At 70.4% G+C, this 21,300-nt stretch carries 9 protein-coding genes, 1 tRNA gene and 1 pseudogene; 4 read left to right on the forward strand and 7 right to left on the reverse strand.

The features are described from left to right. Positions 1–11: 11 nt before the first annotated feature. Positions 12–6,311 (reverse strand): amino acid adenylation domain-containing protein, encoded by a 6,300-nt coding sequence (locus ACTWQF_RS23050; RefSeq protein ID WP_443281523.1) that lies wholly within the window; start codon positions 6,309–6,311, stop codon positions 12–14. Positions 6,312–7,292: 981 nt separating this feature from the next. Between ACTWQF_RS23050 and ACTWQF_RS23055 the strand changes: the two genes are divergently transcribed. After that, the gene (locus tag ACTWQF_RS23055) at positions 7,293–7,961 is read left to right on the forward strand and encodes an O-methyltransferase (protein ID WP_443281524.1); all 669 of its coding nucleotides are present in this window, start codon (positions 7,293–7,295) and stop codon (positions 7,959–7,961) included. A 69-nt stretch (positions 7,962–8,030) separates the two neighbouring features. Here ACTWQF_RS23055 and ACTWQF_RS23060 read toward each other — a convergent pair whose 3' ends face one another. Continuing rightward, a complete protein-coding gene (locus tag ACTWQF_RS23060) occupies positions 8,031–9,137 on the reverse strand; it encodes an HAD-IIIC family phosphatase (protein ID WP_443281525.1) in 1,107 nt (368 codons plus the stop codon). A gap of 459 nt (positions 9,138–9,596) precedes the next feature. Here ACTWQF_RS23060 and ACTWQF_RS23065 point away from each other — a divergent pair. Continuing rightward, positions 9,597–10,448 (forward strand): annotated as a pseudogene (locus ACTWQF_RS23065) (metallophosphoesterase family protein); the annotation flags it as partial. 114 nt (positions 10,449–10,562) lie between these two features. After that, positions 10,563–11,234 (forward strand): 4'-phosphopantetheinyl transferase family protein, encoded by a 672-nt coding sequence (locus ACTWQF_RS23070; RefSeq protein ID WP_443281548.1) that lies wholly within the window; start codon positions 10,563–10,565, stop codon positions 11,232–11,234. Here the strand turns inward: ACTWQF_RS23070 and ACTWQF_RS23075 are convergent. From ACTWQF_RS23075 to topA, 5 genes are all read right to left on the reverse strand, one after another. Continuing rightward, positions 11,234–11,307 (reverse strand) — tRNA-Thr (locus ACTWQF_RS23075). The genes ACTWQF_RS23070 and ACTWQF_RS23075 overlap by 1 nt on opposite strands. Positions 11,308–11,393: 86 nt before the next feature. After that, complete coding sequence (locus ACTWQF_RS23080) at positions 11,394–13,040, reverse strand: alpha/beta fold hydrolase (protein ID WP_443281526.1); 1,647 nt, start codon at positions 13,038–13,040, stop codon at positions 11,394–11,396. Positions 13,041–13,125: 85 nt separating this feature from the next. Then, positions 13,126–14,337 carry a DNA polymerase III subunit delta' gene (locus ACTWQF_RS23085; RefSeq protein ID WP_443281527.1) on the reverse strand — a complete coding sequence of 404 codons (1,212 nt, stop codon included), beginning with the start codon at positions 14,335–14,337 and terminating at the stop codon, positions 13,126–13,128. A 166-nt stretch (positions 14,338–14,503) separates the two neighbouring features. Beyond that, positions 14,504–17,749, reverse strand: a complete 3,246-nt coding sequence (gene tmk / locus ACTWQF_RS23090; RefSeq protein WP_443281528.1) for a dTMP kinase — start codon at positions 17,747–17,749, stop codon at positions 14,504–14,506. Between the two features lie 87 nt (positions 17,750–17,836). Further along, on the reverse strand, positions 17,837–20,683 hold the full coding sequence (topA, locus tag ACTWQF_RS23095) for a type I DNA topoisomerase (protein ID WP_443281529.1): 2,847 nt from the start codon (positions 20,681–20,683) through the stop codon (positions 17,837–17,839). Between the two features lie 216 nt (positions 20,684–20,899). Between topA and ACTWQF_RS23100 the strand changes: the two genes are divergently transcribed. Next, a complete protein-coding gene (locus tag ACTWQF_RS23100; protein WP_443281530.1) occupies positions 20,900–21,289 on the forward strand; it encodes an NINE protein in 390 nt (129 codons plus the stop codon). Positions 21,290–21,300 lie beyond the last annotated feature (11 nt).

The raw sequence follows: 21,300 nt of genomic DNA on the forward strand, positions 1-21,300 counted from the left end.
GATCTCTCTGCCTAGCTCTCGGTGTCGGCGACGGCGTTGTCGATGTCCAGCGCTTCCAGCTCTGCGTCGGTCATGTTCTGGACGAGGCTGATGCTTTCGCTGATCGTGCCCAGGTCGAGCTCGGCGGCCGGCCCGGTGTCCGGCAGGCTCCGCTCCACCTCGGCGGCCAGATCGGCCAGTTGCTCCGCTCCGAAGATCGTCTGGACCCGCAGTTCCACCCCCGTCCGCTGCTTGATCAGGTTGATCATGCGGGTGACGAGCAGCGAATTACCGCCCAGCGAGAAGAAGTTGCTGTCCAGCCCGACGTGCCCGGCGTCGATGTCCAGCAGCTCGGCCCAGACCTCGCAGACGACACGCTCGGTCGCGGTGCGTGGGGCCGATCCCTGCTCGTCGGACCGCCGCGGGCTCTCGGGTTCCGGCAGCGCGCCGGTGTCCAGCTTGCCGTTGCCGGTCAGCGGCAGTTCGTCCAGCAGGACGTAGCCGGAAGGCGCCATGTACGACGGGAGGGCGGCCCGCACCGCGGCGTCCAGCTCCGCCTTCAGGACCCGCTCGTTCGGCCAGCGCGGCACGGGCACGTCCATCACGGCACCTGCCCCTACCGTGTCGTCGGGGCGCCTGGCGAACAGGACGTACGGCGCCGCTTCTGGCCCCGCTCCTTCGCGCCGCTCGCTGACGACGTCGAAGCCGTGCTCCTCCAGCAGCGCCACGGCCTTCTCCTGCTGCCCGTCAGCGTCGGGGAGTTCGACCACGAGCTGGCGGATCCTGTGCCAGTCGGCGCCGGCAATGCCGCGGAGCACCTCGGACCCGGCGGACTCCGCGCCCACTCTCAGCAGGTCGATCCGGGCTGCGCCCTCCTCCGCCAGGATCTCCGCCAGGGCTGCGGCCGGTGCTCCGTCGAAGACCCGCGCGTCGAGTCCGTACAGCGCGACGTTGCGGCGCAGCGCGTCGGAGTGCGGCCCGCTCGGCTCGCACGCGTACAGCCTGGCCGCCGGGCAGTGCAGCCCCGCGAACAGCGTGAAGAGGCCGATACCGGCGCCGGCATCCACGACACAGTCGCCCTCGCCGAGCGTGATGCCGTGCCGCAGAAAGCCCTGCGCCGTGAAGATCTCCGCGTAGCGGGACTCGGCCTCACCGCGGTCCCGGGCGAAGACCGGCAGCCCGTTGGGCAGCTCGTGCACCCGGTCCATGACGTGCGGTTCGGTGCGGGCCAGGCGCAACAGCTCGTGCACCGGTCGCGCCGCACCGTCGGACGGTACGACGTATCCGACCAGCCGCCGGTCGTCGCCCTGGCCGCGCACCACGACGCGGGCATCCGCAACGGCGGGGTGCTCGTTGAGGCGGGTGGAGATCTCGCCCAGCTCGATGCGGTAGCCGCGGATCTTGACTTGGCCGTCGGTGCGCCCGAGGAACTCCAGGGTGCCGTCCGCCAGCCGGCGCCCCAGATCTCCCGTGCGGTACATACGGGCACCCGGTACGCCGCAGAACGGATCCTCCACGAAGCGCTCGGCGGTCAGCTCCGGCCGGTTCAGATAGCCGCGTGCCACGACCTCGCCGCCGATGACCAGCTCGCCCACCGCGCCGGTCGGCACCGGCTTCCCGTATTTGTCCAGCACGTACACGCTCAAGCCCGGCAGCGGGCGGCCGATGGGGCGGGTCGTCAGGCGGGTGTCGGGCTCGGTCACCTCCCGGTACGTGGAGACCACCGTCGTCTCGGTGGTGCCCCACATGTTGACCAGCGTGGTCCCGTCGTTGACCGGCCGCCGGAACCACGGAGCCAGCGGCGAGGCGTCCAGTTCCTCCCCGCCGAGCAGCACCGTCCGCACCTGGTGCGGGGCGCCGTCCTCGCCCTGGGCTGCGATCAGCTGCCCGAAGCCGGTGGGCGTCTGGCCCAGGACGGTGACGCCTTCCGCACACAGCAGCGCGTAGAAGTCCTTCGGGCTGCGCGCCACCTCCTGCGTGACCACCACGAGGCGGCCACGGTGGAGCAGCGCACCCCACATCTCCCAGACGGTGAAGTCGAAGGCGAAGGAGTGGAACAGCGTCCACACATCCCCGGTCCGGTAGCCGAACCACTCCTGCGCGGCGACGAAGAACCGCGACATGTTGCGGTGCTCGACCATCACGCCCTTGGGCAGGCCCGTGGAGCCGGACGTGTAGATCACGTACGCCAGATCCCCGGTCGAGGCGCCCTTCTCGGGCTCCAGGTCGCCGTCCGGCAGATCCGCCCAGCGGCCGGCGTCGCCCGGTACGTCCACGACCGCGGCCTCGCCCGCGTCGAGCCCCTCGGGCACCGCGCCGTCGACCAGCAGCACGCGCGGGGCGCTGTCCCTGAGCACATGACCGAGCCGCTCCGCCGGAGCCGACGGATCCAGCGGTACGTACGCGCCGCCGGCCTTCACCACCGCCAGCGCACACACCACCAGCCACTCGCTCCGCGGCAGGCACACCGCGACCAGCGCATCACGCGTCACACCCTGCGCCCGCAGATACCGCGCGAGACGGTTCGCCCGCGCGTTCAGCTCCCGGTAGGTGAGCGAACGGTCCTCGCACCGCACCGCCACCGCGTCCGGCACCTCGCGCACGATCTCCTCGAACCACGCGTCCACGCGGCGGTCGGAGCGGGCGCCGCCGGGGTCCTCGGTCGTCACCGGCTCCCAGGCGAACCCGGCGATCTCGCGCTCCCGCATCGCGGACGGCAGCACGGACAGCTCCACGGCCGGGCGCCCGGCGCTCTCCTGACCGGACAGCGCGTCGGCGAGGGCGACCATGGCGGCCTCCAGGCAGTCGACGACCACATCGGCGTCCTGCGCCTGGTGGATCTGGGCGTCGATCTGGAACGTGTCCTCGAGGTCGTTGATGGAGACGGTCAGCGGGTAGTTGCTGCGTTCGATCACCTCGGACGACAGCGGGGTGACGCCAACCCGCTGGAGCAGGCGCTCAACTCCGTTGTCACCCGGCATCTGCCGGTAGTTGAGGATCGCGTTGAACAGCGGCGTCTCCGGGCTGGGCAGTCCACTGTGCGCCCGGGCCTCGGAGAGCGGGGTCTGCTCGAAGCGCACGAGCCTGTGCAGCGTCGTATCGGCCTGCTCCACCAGCTCCCGCACGCTGCGGCCGGCCAGCTCGAAGCGCACCGGCAGGGTGTTGATGAAGCTGCCGAGCATGCTCTGCGTCCCGGCGGGCCCTTGCAGTCGCCCCCACATGACCGTGCCGAACACCACGTCGTCGCGGTCGGAGCAGGCGGCGGCGGTCAGGGCCCAGCCGACGTGGAACAGCGTCGCGGGGCTGGTCTTCAGCTCTTCCGCCAGCGCACGGATACGTCGGCCCAGCCCGTCGTCCAGCGACCGGCGAACCTCGACGACCTGTTCTCCGTCGCCGTGCACATCGTGCAGTCCGAACATCACGGTGGGCTCCGACACCTCACCGAGCAGCTCGGTGAAGAAGGCGGCGGCCGCATCGAGGTCCTCCGGCCCGCGCCGGGTGTGCTCGATGAACGCGCGGTACGGCACCGGGTCCGGCAGGCTCTCGGCCTGCCCCTCCATGTGCGCGCCGATCTCGGCGAACAGCAGGCCGAGCGACGAGGCGTCGTGGATGGTGTGGTGCAGGCTCAACGCCGCATGCCACACCCCGGTGTCCGGATGCCGGCCGCGCCGCAGCCGGATCAGCGGGGCCCGGTCGAGCTCCATGCGCGGGGCGCGCCGGAGCAGCTCGGCGAACTGCTCCTCGGCCGGCCTGCCGGAAGCGAGCTCGACCTCTTCCACGGCGAGTTCCACCTGCCGCAGCACCGCCTGGACAGGTCCGCTCAGCCCGTTCGAAAGAATCACGGTGCGCAGCGCGTCGTGCCGGACGATGACCGCCTGCAGCGCTCGGACGAACCCGTCCAGACAGTCGCGGTCCGCGAAGGAGAACAGCCCCGACGAGACGTAGGGGTCGTGCTCGCTCTCCCTGATGTGGTGGAAGAACATGCCCTCCTGCATCGGGGCGAGCGGGTAGACGTCCTGGAGATTCGCCGCTCCGCCCGGCACAGCGGCGACGACGGCCGCCACTTCCTCCTCGGTGAGGGACACCAGAGGCAGCATGTCGGGGGTGACGCGGGTGCTGTTCCCGGGAATCCCGGCGGGCGCCGACGTGGGCCCGCTGTTCACCGTGGAGGCCGTAACCGCGCTCGCCGGTACCGGTTCAACCGTTCCGGCTGCTTCGACAGGTTCGGCAGTCCCGGCCGTCCCGACCACTTCTGCCGCGTCGGCGATGGATGCGAGCGAGCGAGCCCGCAGGATGCTCGGCGGGGCACAGTGCATGCCCCGCTCCCGCAGCAGCGCGGCCAACCGGTGAGCGAGCAGCGAGTGGCCTCCCAGCGCCAGGAAGCTGTCCTCAGGTCCGAGCTCGCCCGGCTGGAACCCGAGCAACTCGGCGCAGACCGCAAGGACAGCTGCTTCCTTGTCGGCCTGTTCGGCCCCGCCTTCCCTATCGGCCTGTTCGGCTCCCGCGGACGCCGGGTCCACGGGAGCGGGCTCCGGGAGCTCGGACCGGCCGGTCGCGGGCGCGGGAGCGGGAGCGCTCGTACGGCCGAGCCAGTAGCTCCCCCGCTCGAACGCGGTCCCCGGCAGCGGCAGCAGGCGCCGACGCTGCGGATGCAGCTTGCTCCAGGGGATCCGGGCGCCGTTCACCCACAGTTCGGCGAGCCGCTCCAGGTCGCGGTCGGCGACCAGCGCGGAGAGGAATGCCTCGCCCGGGGCCCCGTCGAGCACCGCGAGGAGGGGGCCTGCCCCGCCATCCGCGGCGTTGCCCGTGTGCACCGTGGAGTCGTCGGCCCCGGCCAGGAACCGGGCGAGGGAGTCACGCAGCCCGTCGACATCGCCCGCCACCACGGCGAGCCGCTCGGGCATCGCCTCACGGCCCAACTGAAGTGTGTACGCGACGTCCGCCAGGCTCATCTCGCCGCTGTGCCCGAGGTACTCGTCCAGCCGCCGCACTGCCGTGAGCAGCCGCGACCGGCCTGCGGCGGACATCACGACGAGCTGCGGGCGTGCGTCGGCCTGGGGCTGCGGCCGGGCCGTGCTCTCAGGTGGAGCCTCGACCACCAGGCTGACGTGACTGCCACCGACGGCTACGGAGTTGATCAGCGCACGGTGTGCCGTCGACCGGCCTCCGGCGTCCCGGCGCCTTTCCCAGGGAGCCAGCCGTTCGCAGAGGGTCAGCGGGCTGCCGTCCAGTCCGAGGCGGGGGTTGGGCTCTCCGGCCTCGGTGAGCGGGACCAGCTCGCGGTGCCGCAGCTGGAGGGCGACCTTGGTGAGCTGCGCCACCCCCGAGGCCGCCTCCGGGTGCCCGAGGTTCGACTTCACGGAACCGACCACCACAGGCTCCGCCGACTCGCCGAACACCTCCCGCAGCGCGCTCAGTTCGGTCTCGTCGGACGTCGTGGCTCCGGTGGCCGCCGACTCGACGTACCCGATCGAGTCCGGCTCGACGCCGGCCTGCTCCAGTGCCCGCTGCATGACGGTCACCTGGGCGCGGCTGCTGGGCGTCAGAAAGCCGTTGGCGCGACCACTGTGCAGCGAGGCGCTGCCCTTGATGACGGCGTGTACGTCGTCGCCGTCGCGCACTGCGGCGTCCAGCGGCTTGAGCAGCAGGGCGCCGACTGCTTCGGCGGGAAGGTAGCCGTCACCGTTGCGGAAGCTGCGGCTGCCCGGGTGGCTGCCCAGCAGCCCCATCTCGGACAGCCCGCGGAACTTGTCCGGGTGGGTGGCCAGGTTCACCCCGCCTGCGACCGCCAGTCGGCTCTCCCCGCGGTGCAGATCGGCACAGGCCAGATGGATGGCCATGGCCGAGGAGGCGCACATGCTGTCCACCGCCAGGCTCGGCCCCTCCAGCCCGAAGAAGTAGGAGACACGGTTGGCGATGAGGTTGTACGAGGCTGTCGAGGTGAGCGCCGCACTTGCGGGATCGGAGGCGTCCGCCCGGTACAACTGGCAGGCGGCCCCGACGTAGACGCCGATGCGCCGTCCGTACTGCTGCTCGATGATCTCCTGGGTGACGCCGCAGCCCTCCAGCAGCTCCCACACCGTCTCCAGGAACAGTCGCTGCTGTGGATCCATCAGCGCTGCCTCGCGGGGGGAGATGTCGAACAGCGCCGGGTCGAACCTGTCGATCCCCTCAAGGAATCCGCCCCAGGCTCCCGATCGCTGCGCCTCCTCCCACCGGTCGGCGGGCGGCTCGGTGACGCAGTCCCTGCCGTCCCGGAGGTGTGCCCAGAGCGTGTCCAGGTCCTCCGCTTGCGGGTAGCGCCCTGTGATGCCGATGACAGCGACGTCCATCAATTCACCTCTGCTTTCGGCGCGCCGGAACGCGGCACGCTCCGGCGCGGACGCGGTCCGCGCAGCCTGAACGGGGGGTACCGGCGCCTGGAGTTCGCAGGGTGCGTCGCGCCGACGGGTGCGGGAGTTGGCTGCAACCGGTACGGACCACGCCGTCGGCCTTCGCTAAGCCCGCGTGGGCCAGGGGAGTCGACAGCCGCTCCTGGCCCACGGACGGCGCAGGCCGGCGTGCCGTCACCAGCGCATGCGCACCCGAACAGGGGTTGTCAGCGGTAATGGTGAAGGCTTCGGTGAGCGTCAGCGAGTCGGCCATCGGTATCCGTTCCAGAACAGCGTCGAACTGGCATTTCAGCCCAGCCCGGAACCACCCGTGAAGGTCTTCCGGACCTACGAGGAAAAAGTTCGGATTCGAAAGTGACGATTCATTGCAGGAAGAAGAACGAGACCCATTGCCCCCTTGCAGGCATCATGGAATCCCGCAGGACCGAAGAGCGTCGCAAAGTCCTGAGAATACAAGAAGGAGACGGAATTCTGCCGTCGAAGTCGGGCAGCGCCAGCGCTGCACCCATGAAGAATTACTACATTTTCGTGCCCCCGTAAAAGTCGAGCCGCGATTTTTGCAGCCTCGGACCACAGGGGGACAGCACTACTCCCCGTCACTCCCCCCGTGATCGTCGATCACACTATCGGAAGTCGCCAACGAGATGCAATGAACTTCGAGTTGTGATCCACGCTTCCACGTAACGGGAAAGTAATGTTCTTCACGATCGCGTTCTTGAGCTGGCACTTTACGGAGCACTTGGATGGGCCGATGCAACGCCCGATGGCGAGGACACGACAAGAAATTGGCCCAGCCGGTACTGCCGGCGAGCATGCGCGGGTGCGGACACGCGTCGTCGTGGAACCGAACTCGGCCCGCCGCGCGGTGCGTTCGGACCGGAACCAGGTGATCGCACCCGAGTACGACGGTAGGTTGATCTCATGGCCACTCAGCTTGCCGTCACCGAAGAACTGCTCGCCTACGTCGAGGACATCTCCCACCCCGAGGACCAGGTGCTGACCGCGTTGCGAACGCTGACGGCCGAGCTGCCCGGGGGCCCGTCGATGCAGGTCCCGCCCACGGAAGCCCGGTTCCTCACACTGCTGGTCCAACTGACCGGAGCCTCCCGAGTGTTGGAGATCGGCACCTTCACCGGGTACAGCACCCTGTGCATGGCACGCGCGCTCCCCGAGGGCGGGCGGCTGATCACCTGCGACATCAGCAAGAAGTGGACCGATATCGGTGCCGAATTCTGGGAACGCGCGGGCGTGGCCGACCGGATCGAGCTCAGGATCGGCGACGCACAAGAAACCCTCGCCGAGCTGCGCCGGACGGAGGGCGAGGGAAGCGTCGACCTGGTGTTCATCGACGCCGACAAGACGGGCTACCCCGCGTACTACGAGGAAGCCGTCGCCCTGGTCAGGCCGGGAGGACTCATCGTCCTCGACAACACCCTGTTCTTCGGCCGGGTCGTCGACCCGGCAGCCGACGACCCGGACACCCTCGCCATCCGCCAGGTGAACGAACTCATCCGCGCCGACGACCGTGTGGAGACCTGCGTCCTGCCGCTGGCCGACGGAGTGACACTGGCCCGCAGGAAGTCGGCGTAGCCCGCCGTCCTCCGCTGCGCGATCGCTGATCGCTGATCGCGTGGGGGACACGGCTGACGGCCGCCCGGGTCACCCCCTGCTGCTCTGCTCCTCCCGGACCCGCGCGCCCAGATCGGGGGTGATCAGGCGCATCGTGTCCGGCGGATCACGCCGCTCGGTCACCAGGTGCAGGCGCTCCACCCCGTCGGTCTCGCTGCCGGGCAGCAGCGTCCTGCAGTCGCAGTCCTGGTCGTCGAATCCCGCGAACCGGTAGGCGATCTCCATCATCCGGTTCCGATCGGTGCGCCGGAAGTCCGCGAGCAGATGCGCTCCGGCGTCGGCGGCCTCGCTCGCCAGCCAATTCAGGATCACCGCACCGACCCCGAAGGAAACCACCCGGCACGATGTGGCCAGCAGCTTCAAGTGCCAGGTCGTGGGGCGCTTTTCCAACAGCAGAACGCCGATGGCGCCGTGGGTGCCGAACCGGTCGGTGAGAGTGGCCACGAGCACCTCGTGATCCTCGGAGGTGAGCAGCGCGCGCAGCTCCTCGTCGGAGTAGTGCACGCCTGTCGCGTTCATCTGGCTGGTGCGCTGGGTCAGCTCCTCGACCCGGCTCAACTCGGCCTCGGTGGCCCGCATGATGCGCAGTTCGAGATCGAGCGAGCGGAGAAACGCCTCGTCAGGGCCGGTGAACTCGGCCCGCTCGGCGTCGCGGCGGAAGTTCGCCTGGTACATCTGGCGCCGCTTGCCGGAGTCGACCGTCCTGGTGGCCGGGGTGAACTCCGGCAGCGCCGTCAGTTCGGCCGCCAGTTCGGCCGGGTAGCAGCGGACCTCCGGCAGATGGAACTCCACCTCGGCGCGCTCGGTGGGCTGGTCGTCGATGAACGCGACGGTGCGGTGGGCGAAGTTGAGCTGCTCGGCGATCGACCGCACCGCACCCGACTTCGGGCCCCAGCCGATCTCGGCCAGCACGAAGTACTCGGCCACCCCCAGCTGCACCAGCCGGTCCCAGGCAGGCTCGAAGTCGTTCTTGCTGGACACGGTCTGGAGTATGCCCCGGGCGTCGAGCTCGGCGATGACCTCCCGGATCTCGTCGGCAAGCCGCACCTCGCCGTCCTCGAGAAGCGTGCCCTGCCACAGCGTGTTGTCCAGATCCCAGACCAGGCACTTCACCGTAGTCGTGGCTTTCTCACTCACCGGTGCTCCTCTCGATAGAAGATTCAACAAAATTGGGGTCAGGCTTTGATCGGCATGGGCGGGCTTGAGCAGGCATCAGCGGCGAGGTCGTGCTCTGCTAAAAAGGGAGTTCCCGATTCCGGCTGTTTCTTTATCGCGTCCGGCGAAACCGTGCCACGGAGAGAGGTACGGGTGGCATAGGGTCCATCTTTGGTCAGTCTCGTCAGGAGCGGGCGAGCGACAGATCGATTGTGCCGCACATCACAACTCCGATGTCGCACAGGAAAATTGATTCCACCTGCTGGAGCGTCACCCCGGACCGCTATGAGCGGCCGTTGACACGGTCGGTCCGGCCTTGTTTTGTTGAGGCGGCATCCGGCAACCAACGACTTCTTTCCGCAACTGAGCGAGTTGTCCACGCATTCGGCGCTCCTGAAACACCGAGCCCGGCGGCGGGCCGGTTCTGCCACATCCGCGAGAATGCAACGGGGGCAAGGCGCACGGATGAACGGAAGACTGCTGGCTGTCAGCGATCTGCACGTCGCGTTCCGCGAGAACGACGCGATCCTGGACTCGCTGCGCCCGACCTCGGACGCCGACTGGCTGATCGTCGCCGGCGACGTCGCCGAGCGGTTCTGGGACATCGAGCGGGCGCTCGGGCTGCTCAGCGACCGGTTCGCCAAAGTGATCTGGGCGCCGGGCAACCACGAACTGTGGACACATCCGGGCGACCCCGTGACGCTGCGCGGCGAGCGGCGGTACCGACGGCTGGTCAAAGCCTGCCGAGACCTGGGCGTCGTCACCCCTGAGGACCCCTACCCGGTGTGGCACGACGAGAGCGGCCCGGTGACCGTCGCCCCGCTGTTCGTGCTCTACGACTACTCCTTCCGTGCACCGGGCGCCGCCACCAAGGAGGAGTCGCTGCGCCTCGCCCACGAGGCGGGGGTGGTCTGCACGGACGAGTACTTGCTGCACCCGGATCCCTACCCCACCCGGGATGCGTGGTGCCGGGACCGCGTGGAGTGGACCGAGCGCCGGCTCGCGGCCGTCGACCCTGGCCACCGCACCGTTCTGGTCAACCACTTCCCCCTGGTTCGCGAGCCCACCAGGGTCCTGCGGCACCCCGAGTTCGCCCAGTGGTGCGGCACCGCACTGACAGCCGACTGGCACCGCCGCTTCCGCGCCACGGCCGTCGTCTACGGGCATCTGCACATCCCCCGGATCACCTGGCACGACGGAGTCCGGTTCGAGGAGGTCTCGATCGGCTACCCGCGCGAGTGGCGGTCCCGGCCGCCGCGCGAGCCCCTGCGTCCTGTGCTGCCCACCCCCGCCCCCAGCAGCGTCACCCTGCTCAACAAATTGCTGCCCCCGACAGTGGCCACTGCCGAGGCGTTCGCGGACGCCGCAGGTCCACCGTCAGCGCATCTGTACCCGCAGGAGGCAGCCATGGTCGACGGCGCCCTGCCGCAGCGGCAGCACGAGTTCGCCACCGGACGGGCATGCGCGCGACGGGCGTTGAGCGCACTCGGCGTGGAGCCGACGCCCCTGCTCCGCAACCGGCGCGGCGCCCCGCAGTGGCCCGAAGGCGTGGTCGGCTCCATGACCCACTGCGCAGGCTACCGAGCCACTGCGGTCGCCCGTCGCAGCGAGATCCTGGGGCTAGGCATCGACGCCGAACCCAACGAGCTCCTCCCGGACGGGGTGCTGGAAACCATCGCTCTCCCGCGCGAACAGTCATGGGTCAACGCCCTCTCGCACACCGCCCCAGAGATCCACTGGGACCGACTGCTGTTCAGCATCAAGGAGTCGGTGTTCAAGGCGTGGTACCCACTCACCCACCGCGAGCTGGACTTCGACGAGGCCCTCGTCGAGCTCGACCCGGACGCCACCACCTTCTCAGCCCGACTCCTCATCCCCGCACCGACAGTCGGCGGCAGACGCCTCGATCACTTCGACGGCCACTGGCTCTGTCGCGACGGCCTCCTCATCACCGCCACCACGCTGCTCCCCACCCCGCCCCCCGACCCCCACCCACTGAGCAAAGACTCCGCCCCCGCACAGACCCCCGAACCACGAAAAAGCCCAGGTCACAGCAAGTGTGACCTGGGCTTCAACTGAGCCGCCTAAGGGAATCGAACCCTTGACCTACGCATTACGAGTGCGTCGCTCTGGCCGACTGAGCTAAGGCGGCAATATGCGTGCGGCCAGTGTGGGGGCCGCTGCGGCGACAAGTCTACAGGGTTTGTGGGGGTGGTCAGGACGGGGGTTCGGGGGGGGTCACTTGCAGGTGGTGCCGTTCTTGGGGGGCTCGCCCTGGAGGAGGTAGGCGTTGATGGCGCCGTCGACGCAGTCGCTGCCGCGCAGGTAGGCGGTGTGGCCGTCGCCCTCGTAGGTGAGGAGACGGGCCGGGGTCAGCTGGCCCGCCAGTCCCTGGGCCCAGCGGTAGGGGGTGGCCGGGTCGCGGGTGGTGCCGACGACCACGATCGGGTCGGCGCCCTCGGCGGCGATGCGGTGCGGCCCTCCTGCCGGCTTGACCGGCCATTCGCCGCAGTTCAGCGCCGCCCAGGCGAAGCCGCGGCCGAAGACGGGGCTGGCCTTCTCGAAGGAGGCGAGGGACTCGCGGGTCTCGGCGGCGCCGGAGAAGGCCGGGGGCAGATCGAGGCAGTTGACGGCCGGGTTGGCGTACATGATGTTGCTGTAATCGCCGTCCGGGCCGCGCTCGTAGTAGTCGTCGGCCAGCTTCAGCAGCTGCGCACCGTCACCCTTCTTCGCCGCTGTCAGCGCCTCACGCAGCCCGGGCCAGGAGCCCTCGTCGTACATGGCGCGGATCACACCCGTGGTGGCCAGGGACTCGGTCAGGGTGCGCGAGGGGTCGTCGGTCTTGAGCGGCTTGCGGTCCACCCGGGCGAAGAGGGCGCTCAGCTTCTTGCCCGCCTGCTGGACACCGTCCGTGCCCAGGGGGCAGTCGGACATACCCACGCAGTCGCGGGCGAACGCCTTGAACGCCGTCTCGAAACCCGCCGTCTGCTCACGGTTGACGCGGCGCGCCGAGAGGGACGGGTCCAAGGCGCCGTCCAGGACGACCCGGCCGGAGCGCTTCGGGAACAGGCCCGCGTAGGTGGCGCCCAGATAGGTGCCGTAGGAGGCGCCGACGTAGTTGAGCTTCTTGTCGCCGAGCACGGCACGCAGCACATCCATGTCGCGGGCCGCCTCGACCGTCGAGACATGGCCGAGCAGCTTGCCGGTGCGCTTCTCGCAGCCCTTGGCGAACCTCCCGTAAGCGGAGGTGAGCGCGTCGGTTTCCTTCGCGTCGTCCGGTGTCTGATCGACACGCGTGTACGCGTCCATCTGCTTGTCGCTCAGGCACTCGACGGGCTCGCTGCGGCCAACCCCGCGCGGGTCCATGCCGACCAGCGAGTAGTGCTCCCGTACCTGCGGCGAATACATGAGGGCCGCCGACTGCTGGGCGTACTCGATCGCCGAACCGCCCGGGCCGCCCGGATTGATGTGCAGCGAGCCGCCCTCGGCCTTGCCCTTGCCCTGCTTCGGCTTGGTACGGGTCACCGCCAGGCCCACGCTCTCGGCGGCGTCCTTGGGGTCGTCCCCCGGCTTGTCGTAGTCCAGCGGAACCCGCAGCGTGGCGCACTCGAACTCGGTCGGGCCACAGCTGTGCCACGACAACTTCTGCTCGTAGTACGGGCGCAGCTCGTCGGGGATCTTCGCGGGCAGCGGCTTGAGCGGGGGTGCGTCGGCGCCCGCGTGCGTGCCCTTCGCGGAGGGATCGGTGTCCGGCTCCCCGGACGAGTCCGAGTTCGACGAGCAGCCGGAGAGCAGCAGGGCAGCGGCCGTGAGTGCCGCCGCGCCCCCGTACCGGATACGGGACGCGCCCCCGTATCGGACACGGGAGGCGTGTGACTTACTCATGGGGCATCCCTCCGCCGGCGGCACGTGCTGGGAGCGTACCCAGCCGGGCTCCGGCCCGTCGTCCGCAGGGGGGCCTAAAGGTGCGTCAGCCCGCCCGCAGCGCCATCGTCATCGCCTCCACAGCCAGCAGCGGAGCCACGTTGCGGTCCAGCGCCTGACGGCACTCCAGCACGGCCTCGATCCGGCGCAGCGTCTGCTCGGGGCGCGAGGTGGCCGCGAGCTGCCCGATCGGACCGGCCGCCTCGTCGTGCGACAGCGCGACGGACGAGCCCAACTGGCGGGCGAGCACGTCACGGTAGAAGGCCGTCAGGTCCGACAGGGCCAGGTCCAGCGAATCCCGCTGGGTACGGGTGGAGCGGCGCTTCTGCTTGTCCTCCAGCTCCTTCATCGCACCCGCCGTGCCCCGCGGCAGCCGCTTGCCCTCCGCCGCACCGAGCGCCGCCCGCAGTTCCTCGGTCTCCTTGACGTCCAGTTCCTCGGCGACCTGCTTGGCGTCCTCCGTCGCGGCGTCGATCAGCTCCTGCGCCGCCCTCAGCGCGCTGCCCACGTCGTCGACCCGCGTCGGCAGCTTGAGCACCGCCTGCCGTCTGGCACGGGCCCGCTCGTCCGTGGCCAGCCGCAGCGCCCGGTCGATGTGCCCCTGCGTGGCCCGCGCCGCGAAAGCGGCCGTCTCCGGCTCGATCCCGTCCCGCCGCATCAGCAGGTCCGCCACCGCGTCGACCGGGGGCGTACGCAGCGACAGGTGCCGGCAGCGCGAACGAATCGTCGGCAGTACGTCCTCCGTCGACGGCGCGCACAGCAGCCACACCGTGCGCGGTGCGGGCTCCTCGACGGCCTTCAGCAGCACGTTCCCCGCGCCCTCCGTCAGCCGGTCGGCGTCCTCCAGGACGATCACCTGCCAGCGCCCGCCCGACGGCGACATCTGCGCCCCGCGCACCAGCGCGCGCGTGTCCTTCACGCCGATGGTCAGCAGATCCGTACGGACCACCTCCACATCCGCGTGGGTGCCGACCATCGTCGTATGACAGCCCTCGCAGAAGCCGCACCCCGGGCTGCCGCCCAGCGCCCGGTCCGGGCTCACACACTGGAGCGCCGCCGCGAACGCGCGGGCCGCCTGCTCCCGGCCGGCGCCCGGCGGGCCCGTGAAAAGCCAGGCGTGGGTCATGGCGGAGCCGGAGAGGTCGGCCGAGCCGCGCGCCTCGGCTTCCGCCGTCACATACGCGTCGGCATCGCGCGCGGCAGCGATCAGCTGCTTCGCTGCCCTGTCCTGGCCCACCACGTCGTCCCACACCGCCATGGGGACCATTGTCGCGGATGCCGGTGACATCCCCGCGCCCCGAAAGGGGCGCGGGGAACTGCGCGACAAGCCATGGGGGTACCTCCCTGCTCGAAGAGCTTGGGGGAGCACCGGCAGCCTGCGTACCTCCGGCAGGGGCAACCCCTACCCAGACACCTGACGCGGCCTAGCGACGACGGCGCCCGTCGCCCCCGTCGTCGTCGCTCTCATGCGGGCCCAGGAGCTTGTCCGCCAGGGTCGGCGCATCGTCGAGCGGGGTGTCCTCCGCCCAGGAGGGACGGGGACGCGACTCCCCCTCGTCGACCTGCGGAAGCTCCCGCGTGCGGTCGTCGTCAGGCTCGGAAGCCGACTCGGGACCGGACTCGGGGACCTGCGGGAGGACCGTCGTCTCCTGGGTGTCGTCCGCCTCGGAGACGCGCGGCAGCACCGTCGTCTCGTCCTCGGGCGACGCCGCCCCGGGGCGCGGCAACTGCGTGGTGTCCTCCGCGTCCGGTCCTGCGGCCCCGTCGCCCTGCGGCCGCACCTGCGGGATCTGCGCCGTATCGGCCTCGGACCCGTCAGGCGAGGCGTCGGCGTCGGCATCGGCGGCATCGGCATCGGCATCGGCATCCGCCTCGCCCGCGGCCCCCGGAGCCTCGGCAGCGGCACCATCCTCCGCGGCAGAATCGGCCTCCGCAGAGCCGGCCTCCGCGGCAGAATCACCCTCCGCAGAGTCGGCCTCCGCGGCCTCCGCGGCTTCAGCCGCCTCCCGCTGCGCCCGCTCCGCGGCCTCCGCCTCGGCCTTGGCCGCCGCCTCGGCTGCGGCCGCGGCCCGCGCCTGCTCGGCCTTCACCAGCGCCTCCTCGGCCTTGCGCTGCCGCTCGCGGCGGCGCTCCTCGGCCTCGGCCCGCAGTCGCTTCTCCTCCTCGGCGCGCTTGCGCAGCCGCTCCTGCTCCTGCTCGTAGGCGAGCTGCTCGGCCTCGCGCCGCTTGCGCTGCTCCTCCTCGATACGGCGGGCTTCCTCGGCCCGCTTACGGGCCTCCTCGGCACGCCGGGCCTCCTCCAGCTGGCGCGCCAGTTCGGCCTCCTGGCGCTTGCGCTCCTCCTCCTCGCGGCGGAGCTTCTCCAGCTGCTCCTTGCGCTCGCGCTCCTTGCGCTCCTCCTCCGCCTTGCGACGGGCCTCTTCCTCGGCCCGCTTGCGCGCTTCCTCCTCGGCCCGCTTACGGGCCTCCTCCTGGGCCTTCTTCTCGGCTTCGGAGAGCGGCAGCACCTGGTCGAGGCGGTGCCGGACGGCCGTGGTGACGGTCTGAGGCTCCTGCCCGGCGTCGACGACCAGATAGCGGGCCGGGTCGGCGGCGGCGAGGGCCAGGAAGCCGGCCCGTACCCGCTGGTGGAACTCGGCCGGCTCGGACTCCAGGCGGTCCGGCGCCTCGGTGAACCGCTCACGTGCCGTCTCGGGCGAGATGTCGAGCAGCACCGTCAGATGCGGCACCAGGCCCTCGGTGGCCCAGCGGTTGATCCGGGCGATCTCCGTCGGGGACAGATCGCGCCCCGCGCCCTGGTAGGCGACGGAGGAGTCGATGTAGCGGTCGGAGATCACCACAGCGCCGCGCTCCAGCGCCGGGCGGACGACCGTGTCGATGTGCTCCGCGCGGTCGGCGGCGTACAGCAGCGCCTCCGCGCGGTGCGAGAGCCCGGCCGAGGAGACGTCCAGCAGGATGGACCGCAGCCGCTTGCCCACCGGCGTGGAACCGGGCTCCTTGGTGACGACGACCTCGTGCCCCTTGGCCCTGATCCACTCGGCCAGGGCCTCCACCTGCGTGGTCTTGCCCGCGCCGTCGCCGCCCTCCAGCACCAGGAAGAAGCCGTTCCGGGCCGGTGCCTGCCGGGGGTGGCCGCCGCCGAACGCCTCCAGCAGGTCCCGCCGCAGCGGTACCCCCTGCCGGTCGTCCGTACGGCCCAAGAGGATCGCGCCGACGGGCAGCAGCAGTGCGCCCACCAGCATCAGCGTGAACGAGGCGCCGCCGTGGTCGAAGACGAACGAACCGTTGTCCACCCGGTGCGGCCCGATGAGCGCGGCCACCACGGGCGCCAGGATCGCGCCCACCGCGAGCGACAGCCGCACCACCGCCTGGAGGTGCTCCGTCGTACGGATCCGGCGGGACTCCTCGGTCTCCTGGTCGAGCAGCGTGTGCAGGGTGTTCGCGGCGATACCGCCGCCCACTCCGGCCAGCAGCGCCAGCCCGATGACGGTCGCGGTGTCGGACACCAGCCCGGCCGCCAGCAGCGCGACGCCTGTCAGCCCGGTCACCAGCGCGAGCAGCCGGCGCCGCGAGAGCGACGGCATCGTGTACGGCGCCAGCCGGATACCCGCGGCAGTGCCGCCGGTCAGCATCAGCGCCAGCAGCCCGAACGCGACAGGCCCGCCGCCCAGATCGGCGGCGTGCAGCGGAGCGAGCGCGACGGCCGCCGCAATGGCGCCGCCGATCGCCCCGCCCGCGATGACGAGGAGCGGCACGGCGCCGCTACGGCCCTTGTCCGCTCCGCCCTCGGCCGTCCTGGGCCTGCGCAGGCCCTCCAGCGGGGAGCGGGGGCGCGGGGTCTGCCCGTCCGGCAGTTCGAGGAAGTAGCCGACGGCGGCCGCGGCGGCGAAGAGACCGGCCGCCACATACGAGGCGAGCGCGGCCTGGTGCGAGCCGAACCAGTCGATCCCCACGGCGAACAGGTTGCTGATCAGCGTGACGAGAACGAGCCCGGCAGCGGCGATCGGCAGCGCCACGAAGCCGGAGCGCAGCCACAGCCTGCGCAGCGCTTCATGGTGGTCCGGCAGCGGGCGCACGGCCGCGCCCTCGCGCGGTGCGGCGGGCAGCAGCGCAGGGGCCGCGCTGTCCCGCGTCACCGTGGAGAGCCGCTCGGCCGCACCCGTCACGAAGACGGTGACCAGCAGAACGACGAAGGCGCTGCCGGGTGTCCAGTCGATCCACAGCGGCGCGACGATCAGCGCGAGGGCACGCAGCACATCGGCGCCGAACAGCGTCCACCGCCGGTCGAGCAGCTTTCTCCCACCGTCCTTGCCCTCTTCGGCCTTCTCCTGCTGCCGGACGCCGCTGACCAGCGCGGAGACCGGACCCAGCAGCACGGCGCCGAACAGCAGCGTGGACAGCAGCCGCAGCCCGAAGACGGCGGCCACGACGAGCGCCATTCCGCGGTAACCGCCGCCGAAGACCGGGTCTCCCGCCACACCGCGTACGGCTGCCGCCTGCATCGCCAGCAACAGCAGCACCAGGAGACCAAGCATGTCGCCGATCCCACTGGTGAACTGCGCGGTCCACAGCCGCCGCAGCGGGGGGAAACGCAGCAACGCGGTCACGGCGCCCTCGCGGGATTCCGCGGCGAGAGCGTCGTCCGGGGCAGTTGGGGGCGAAGACTTCATCCCGCCAGCGTATAGGGAGGCACCAACACCTCGAATGCGTACCCGAACATCTGTATGCGCCGACGGGGGTTGTGGAGGCCGAGCCGCCTACTCCTCCGAAGAAGGCTTCTTCGATGCGGAAGACTTCTTGGCAGCCGCCTTCTTGGTGGTCGTCTTCTTCGCCGCGGTCTTCTTCGCCGCCGTCTTCTTGGCGGGGGCCTTCTTGGCGGGGGCCTTCTTCGCCGGAGCCTTCTTCTTGGCGGGCCCCTTCGCCCGCTTCTCGGCCAGCAGCTCGAAGCCGCGCTCGGCGGTGATCGTCTCGACGTCGTCGTCCCGCCGCAGTGTCGCGTTGGTCTCGCCGTCCGTCACGTACGGCCCGAAACGGCCGTCCTTGACCACCACGGGACGTTCCGTCTGCGGGTCGTTCCCCAGCTCCTTGAGCGGCGGTTTGGCGGCGGCCCGCCCCCGCTGCTTCGGCTTGGAGTAGATCTCCAGCGCCTCGTCCAGCGTGATGCTGAAGATCTGCTCCTCGCTCTCCAGCGAGCGCGAGTCCGTGCCCTTCTTCAAGTACGGCCCGTACCGCCCGTTCTGGGCGGTGATCTCGTTGCCGGACTCGGGATCGACGCCGACAACCCGCGGCAGCGACAGCAGCCTGAGCGCGTCCTGAAGCGTGACGGTGTCCAGCGACATCGAGCGGAACAGCGAAGCGGTGCGCGGCTTGACCGCGTTCTTGCCCGTCTTCGGCGTGCCCTCGGGCAGCACCTCGGTGACGTACGGCCCGTACCGCCCGTCCCGCGCCACGATCGGGCGCTGGGTGTCCGGGTCGGTCCCCAGCTCGAAGTCGCCGCTGGGCTTGGCCAGCAGCTCCTTGGCGTAGTCGACCGTCAGCTCGTCCGGCGGCAGATCGTCGGGGACGTCGGCACGCTGGCCGGGCTCGCCCTCCTTCTCGCTGGGCCCCTCCACGTACGGGCCGTAGCGGCCGACACGCAGCGTGATGCCCTCGCCCACGGGGAACGAGGAGACGCCTTTGGCGTCGATCGCGCCGAGATCGGAGACGAGCTCCTTGAGCCCGCCCAGATGGTCGCCGTCGCCGTTGCCCGCGGCGGCGGCCTCACCGGTCTGGGCCTCGCCGCCCTCGCCGAAGTAGAAGCGGCGCAGCCACGGCACGGCCTCGGCGCTGCCCGCCGCGATGCGGTCGAGGTCGTCCTCCATCTTGGCGGTGAAGTCGTAGTCGACCAGCCGGCCGAAGTGCTTCTCCAGCAGCCCGACCACGGCGAAGCTCAGGAAGGACGGCACCAGCGCGGTGCCCTTCTTGAAGACGTAACGCCGGTCCAGGATCGTGCTGATGATCGAGGCGTAGGTGGACGGGCGCCCGATCTCGCGCTCTTCCAGCTCCTTGACCAGCGTCGCCTCGGTGTAGCGGGCCGGCGGCTTGGTGGCGTGGCCGTCGACGGACATCTCCTCGGCGCGCAGCCGGTCGCCCTCGGCGACCTGGGGCAGCCGCCGCTCGCGGTCGTCCAGCTCCGCGTTGGGGTCGTCGGCACCTTCCACATACGCCTTGAGGAAGCCGTGGAAGGTGATGATCTTGCCGGTGGCGCTGAACTCGGCGTCCCGGCCGTCCGCGGACCGGCCGCCGACCTTCACGGTCACCGACTGCCCGACGGCGTCCTTCATCTGGGAGGCGACGGTGCGCTTCCAGATCAGCTCGTACAGCCTGAACTGGTCGCCGCTCAGCCCCGTCTCGGCAGGCGTACGGAAACGGTCCCCGGAGGGGCGGATCGCCTCGTGCGCCTCCTGCGCGTTCTTGACCTTGCCCGCGTAGGTACGCGGCTTGTCCGGCAGGTAGTCGGCGCCGTAGAGCTGGGTGACCTGAGCGCGGGCCGCGGCCACGGCGGTGTCGGAGAGCGTCGTGGAGTCCGTACGCATGTAGGTGATGAAGCCGTTCTCGTACAGCTTCTGCGCCACCTGCATGGTCGCCTTGGCGCCGAAACCGAGCTTGCGGCTCGCCTCCTGCTGGAGGGTGGTCGTACGGAAAGGCGCGTACGGGGAGCGGCGGTAGGGCTTGGACTCGACGGAGCGTACGGCGAAGTCCGTGCTCTCCAGCGCGGCGGCCAGCGCGCGGGCGGCCTCCTCGTCCAGGTGGAGGACGGCGGACGGGTCCTTGAGCTGTCCGTCGGAGCCGAAGTCACGCCCCTGTGCGACACGGCGGCCGTCGACCGTGGTCAGCCGGGCACCGAAGGTCCCCGGGTCACCCGCCATGCCCGCTCCGGTCGAGGCATCCCCCGCCTGCCCCGTAGCGAACGTGCCGGTCAGGTCCCAGTACTCGGCGGAACGGAACGCCATGCGCTCGCGCTCCCGCTCCACCACCAGCCGGGTGGCCACGGACTGCACACGGCCCGCCGACAGCCGCGGCATGACCTTCTTCCACAGCACCGGCGAGACCTCGTAGCCGTACAGCCGGTCCAGGATCCGGCGGGTCTCCTGCGCGTCGACCAGCCGCTGGTTGAGGCTGCGCGGATTGCGGACGGCATTCTGGATGGCGTCCTTGGTGATCTCGTGGAAGACCATCCGCTTGACCGGGACCTTGGGCTTGAGCACCTCTTGCAGATGCCAGGCGATGGCCTCGCCCTCGCGGTCCTCGTCAGTGGCGAGCAGCAGCTCGTCCGATTCGGCCAGCAGCGCCTTGAGCTTCTTGACCTGGTCCTTCTTGTCGCTGTTGACGACGTACAGCGGCTCGAAATCGTGGTCGACATTGACGCCGAGGCGGGCCCAGGGCTCGCCCTTGTACTTCGCGGGAACCTCGGCCGCACCGCCCGGGAGGTCACGGATGTGCCCGACGCTGGCCTCGACAACGTAGCCAGGGCCGAGATAGCCCTTGATCGTCTTGGCCTTGGCAGGCGACTCGACGATCACAAGTCGGCGCCCACCATTTGCTGAGTCGTGGGTCGGGGACAACTTCTGCTCTTCTCTTCTCTCCGGTCGGTTTCTGTATCAATATCGCTGCATCGCTATCGCTGCGGAGTGTGACGGTACCTCCCGCCCCCATGTCAAACGGGAAAAGTCCGCAACGCCACTCGAACGGTAACCCGACAACCAGCCGTCCCGCCGCCCGAAGCCTCTGGCAACATGTCCGGGGCACATCACCAGGTACCGCTCGACCTCGGAGGTCTTGTGTCCGACCCGAATCAGCCCGGCTACGGCTACCCGCAGCAGCCGGGACAGAACCCGTACAACCAGCCGCCCGGCCAGCCCGGCTACGGCTACCCGCAGCAGCAGCCCATGGGCGCTGCCCCTGGTCAGTACACCGGGGACCCGAACGCTCCGTACGGTTACGACGCGTATGGGCGCCCGCTTTCCGACAAGTCCAAGATCGTCGCGGGGGTGCTCCAGCTGTTCATCGGCGGCCTGGGCATCGGCCGCTTCTACACCGGCCACGTGGGCATGGCCATAGGCCAGCTCCTCACCTGCGGCGGCATGGGCATCTGGGCGCTGGTCGACGGGATCATCTTCCTGACCAGCGACAGCCGCACGGATGCACAGGGCCGTATTCTGCGTGGCTAAGGCTTCGCAGG

The sequence above is a fragment of the Streptomyces sp. 8N114 genome (genome assembly GCF_052245835.1).
Taxonomy (GTDB): Bacteria; Actinomycetota; Actinomycetes; order Streptomycetales; family Streptomycetaceae; genus Streptomyces.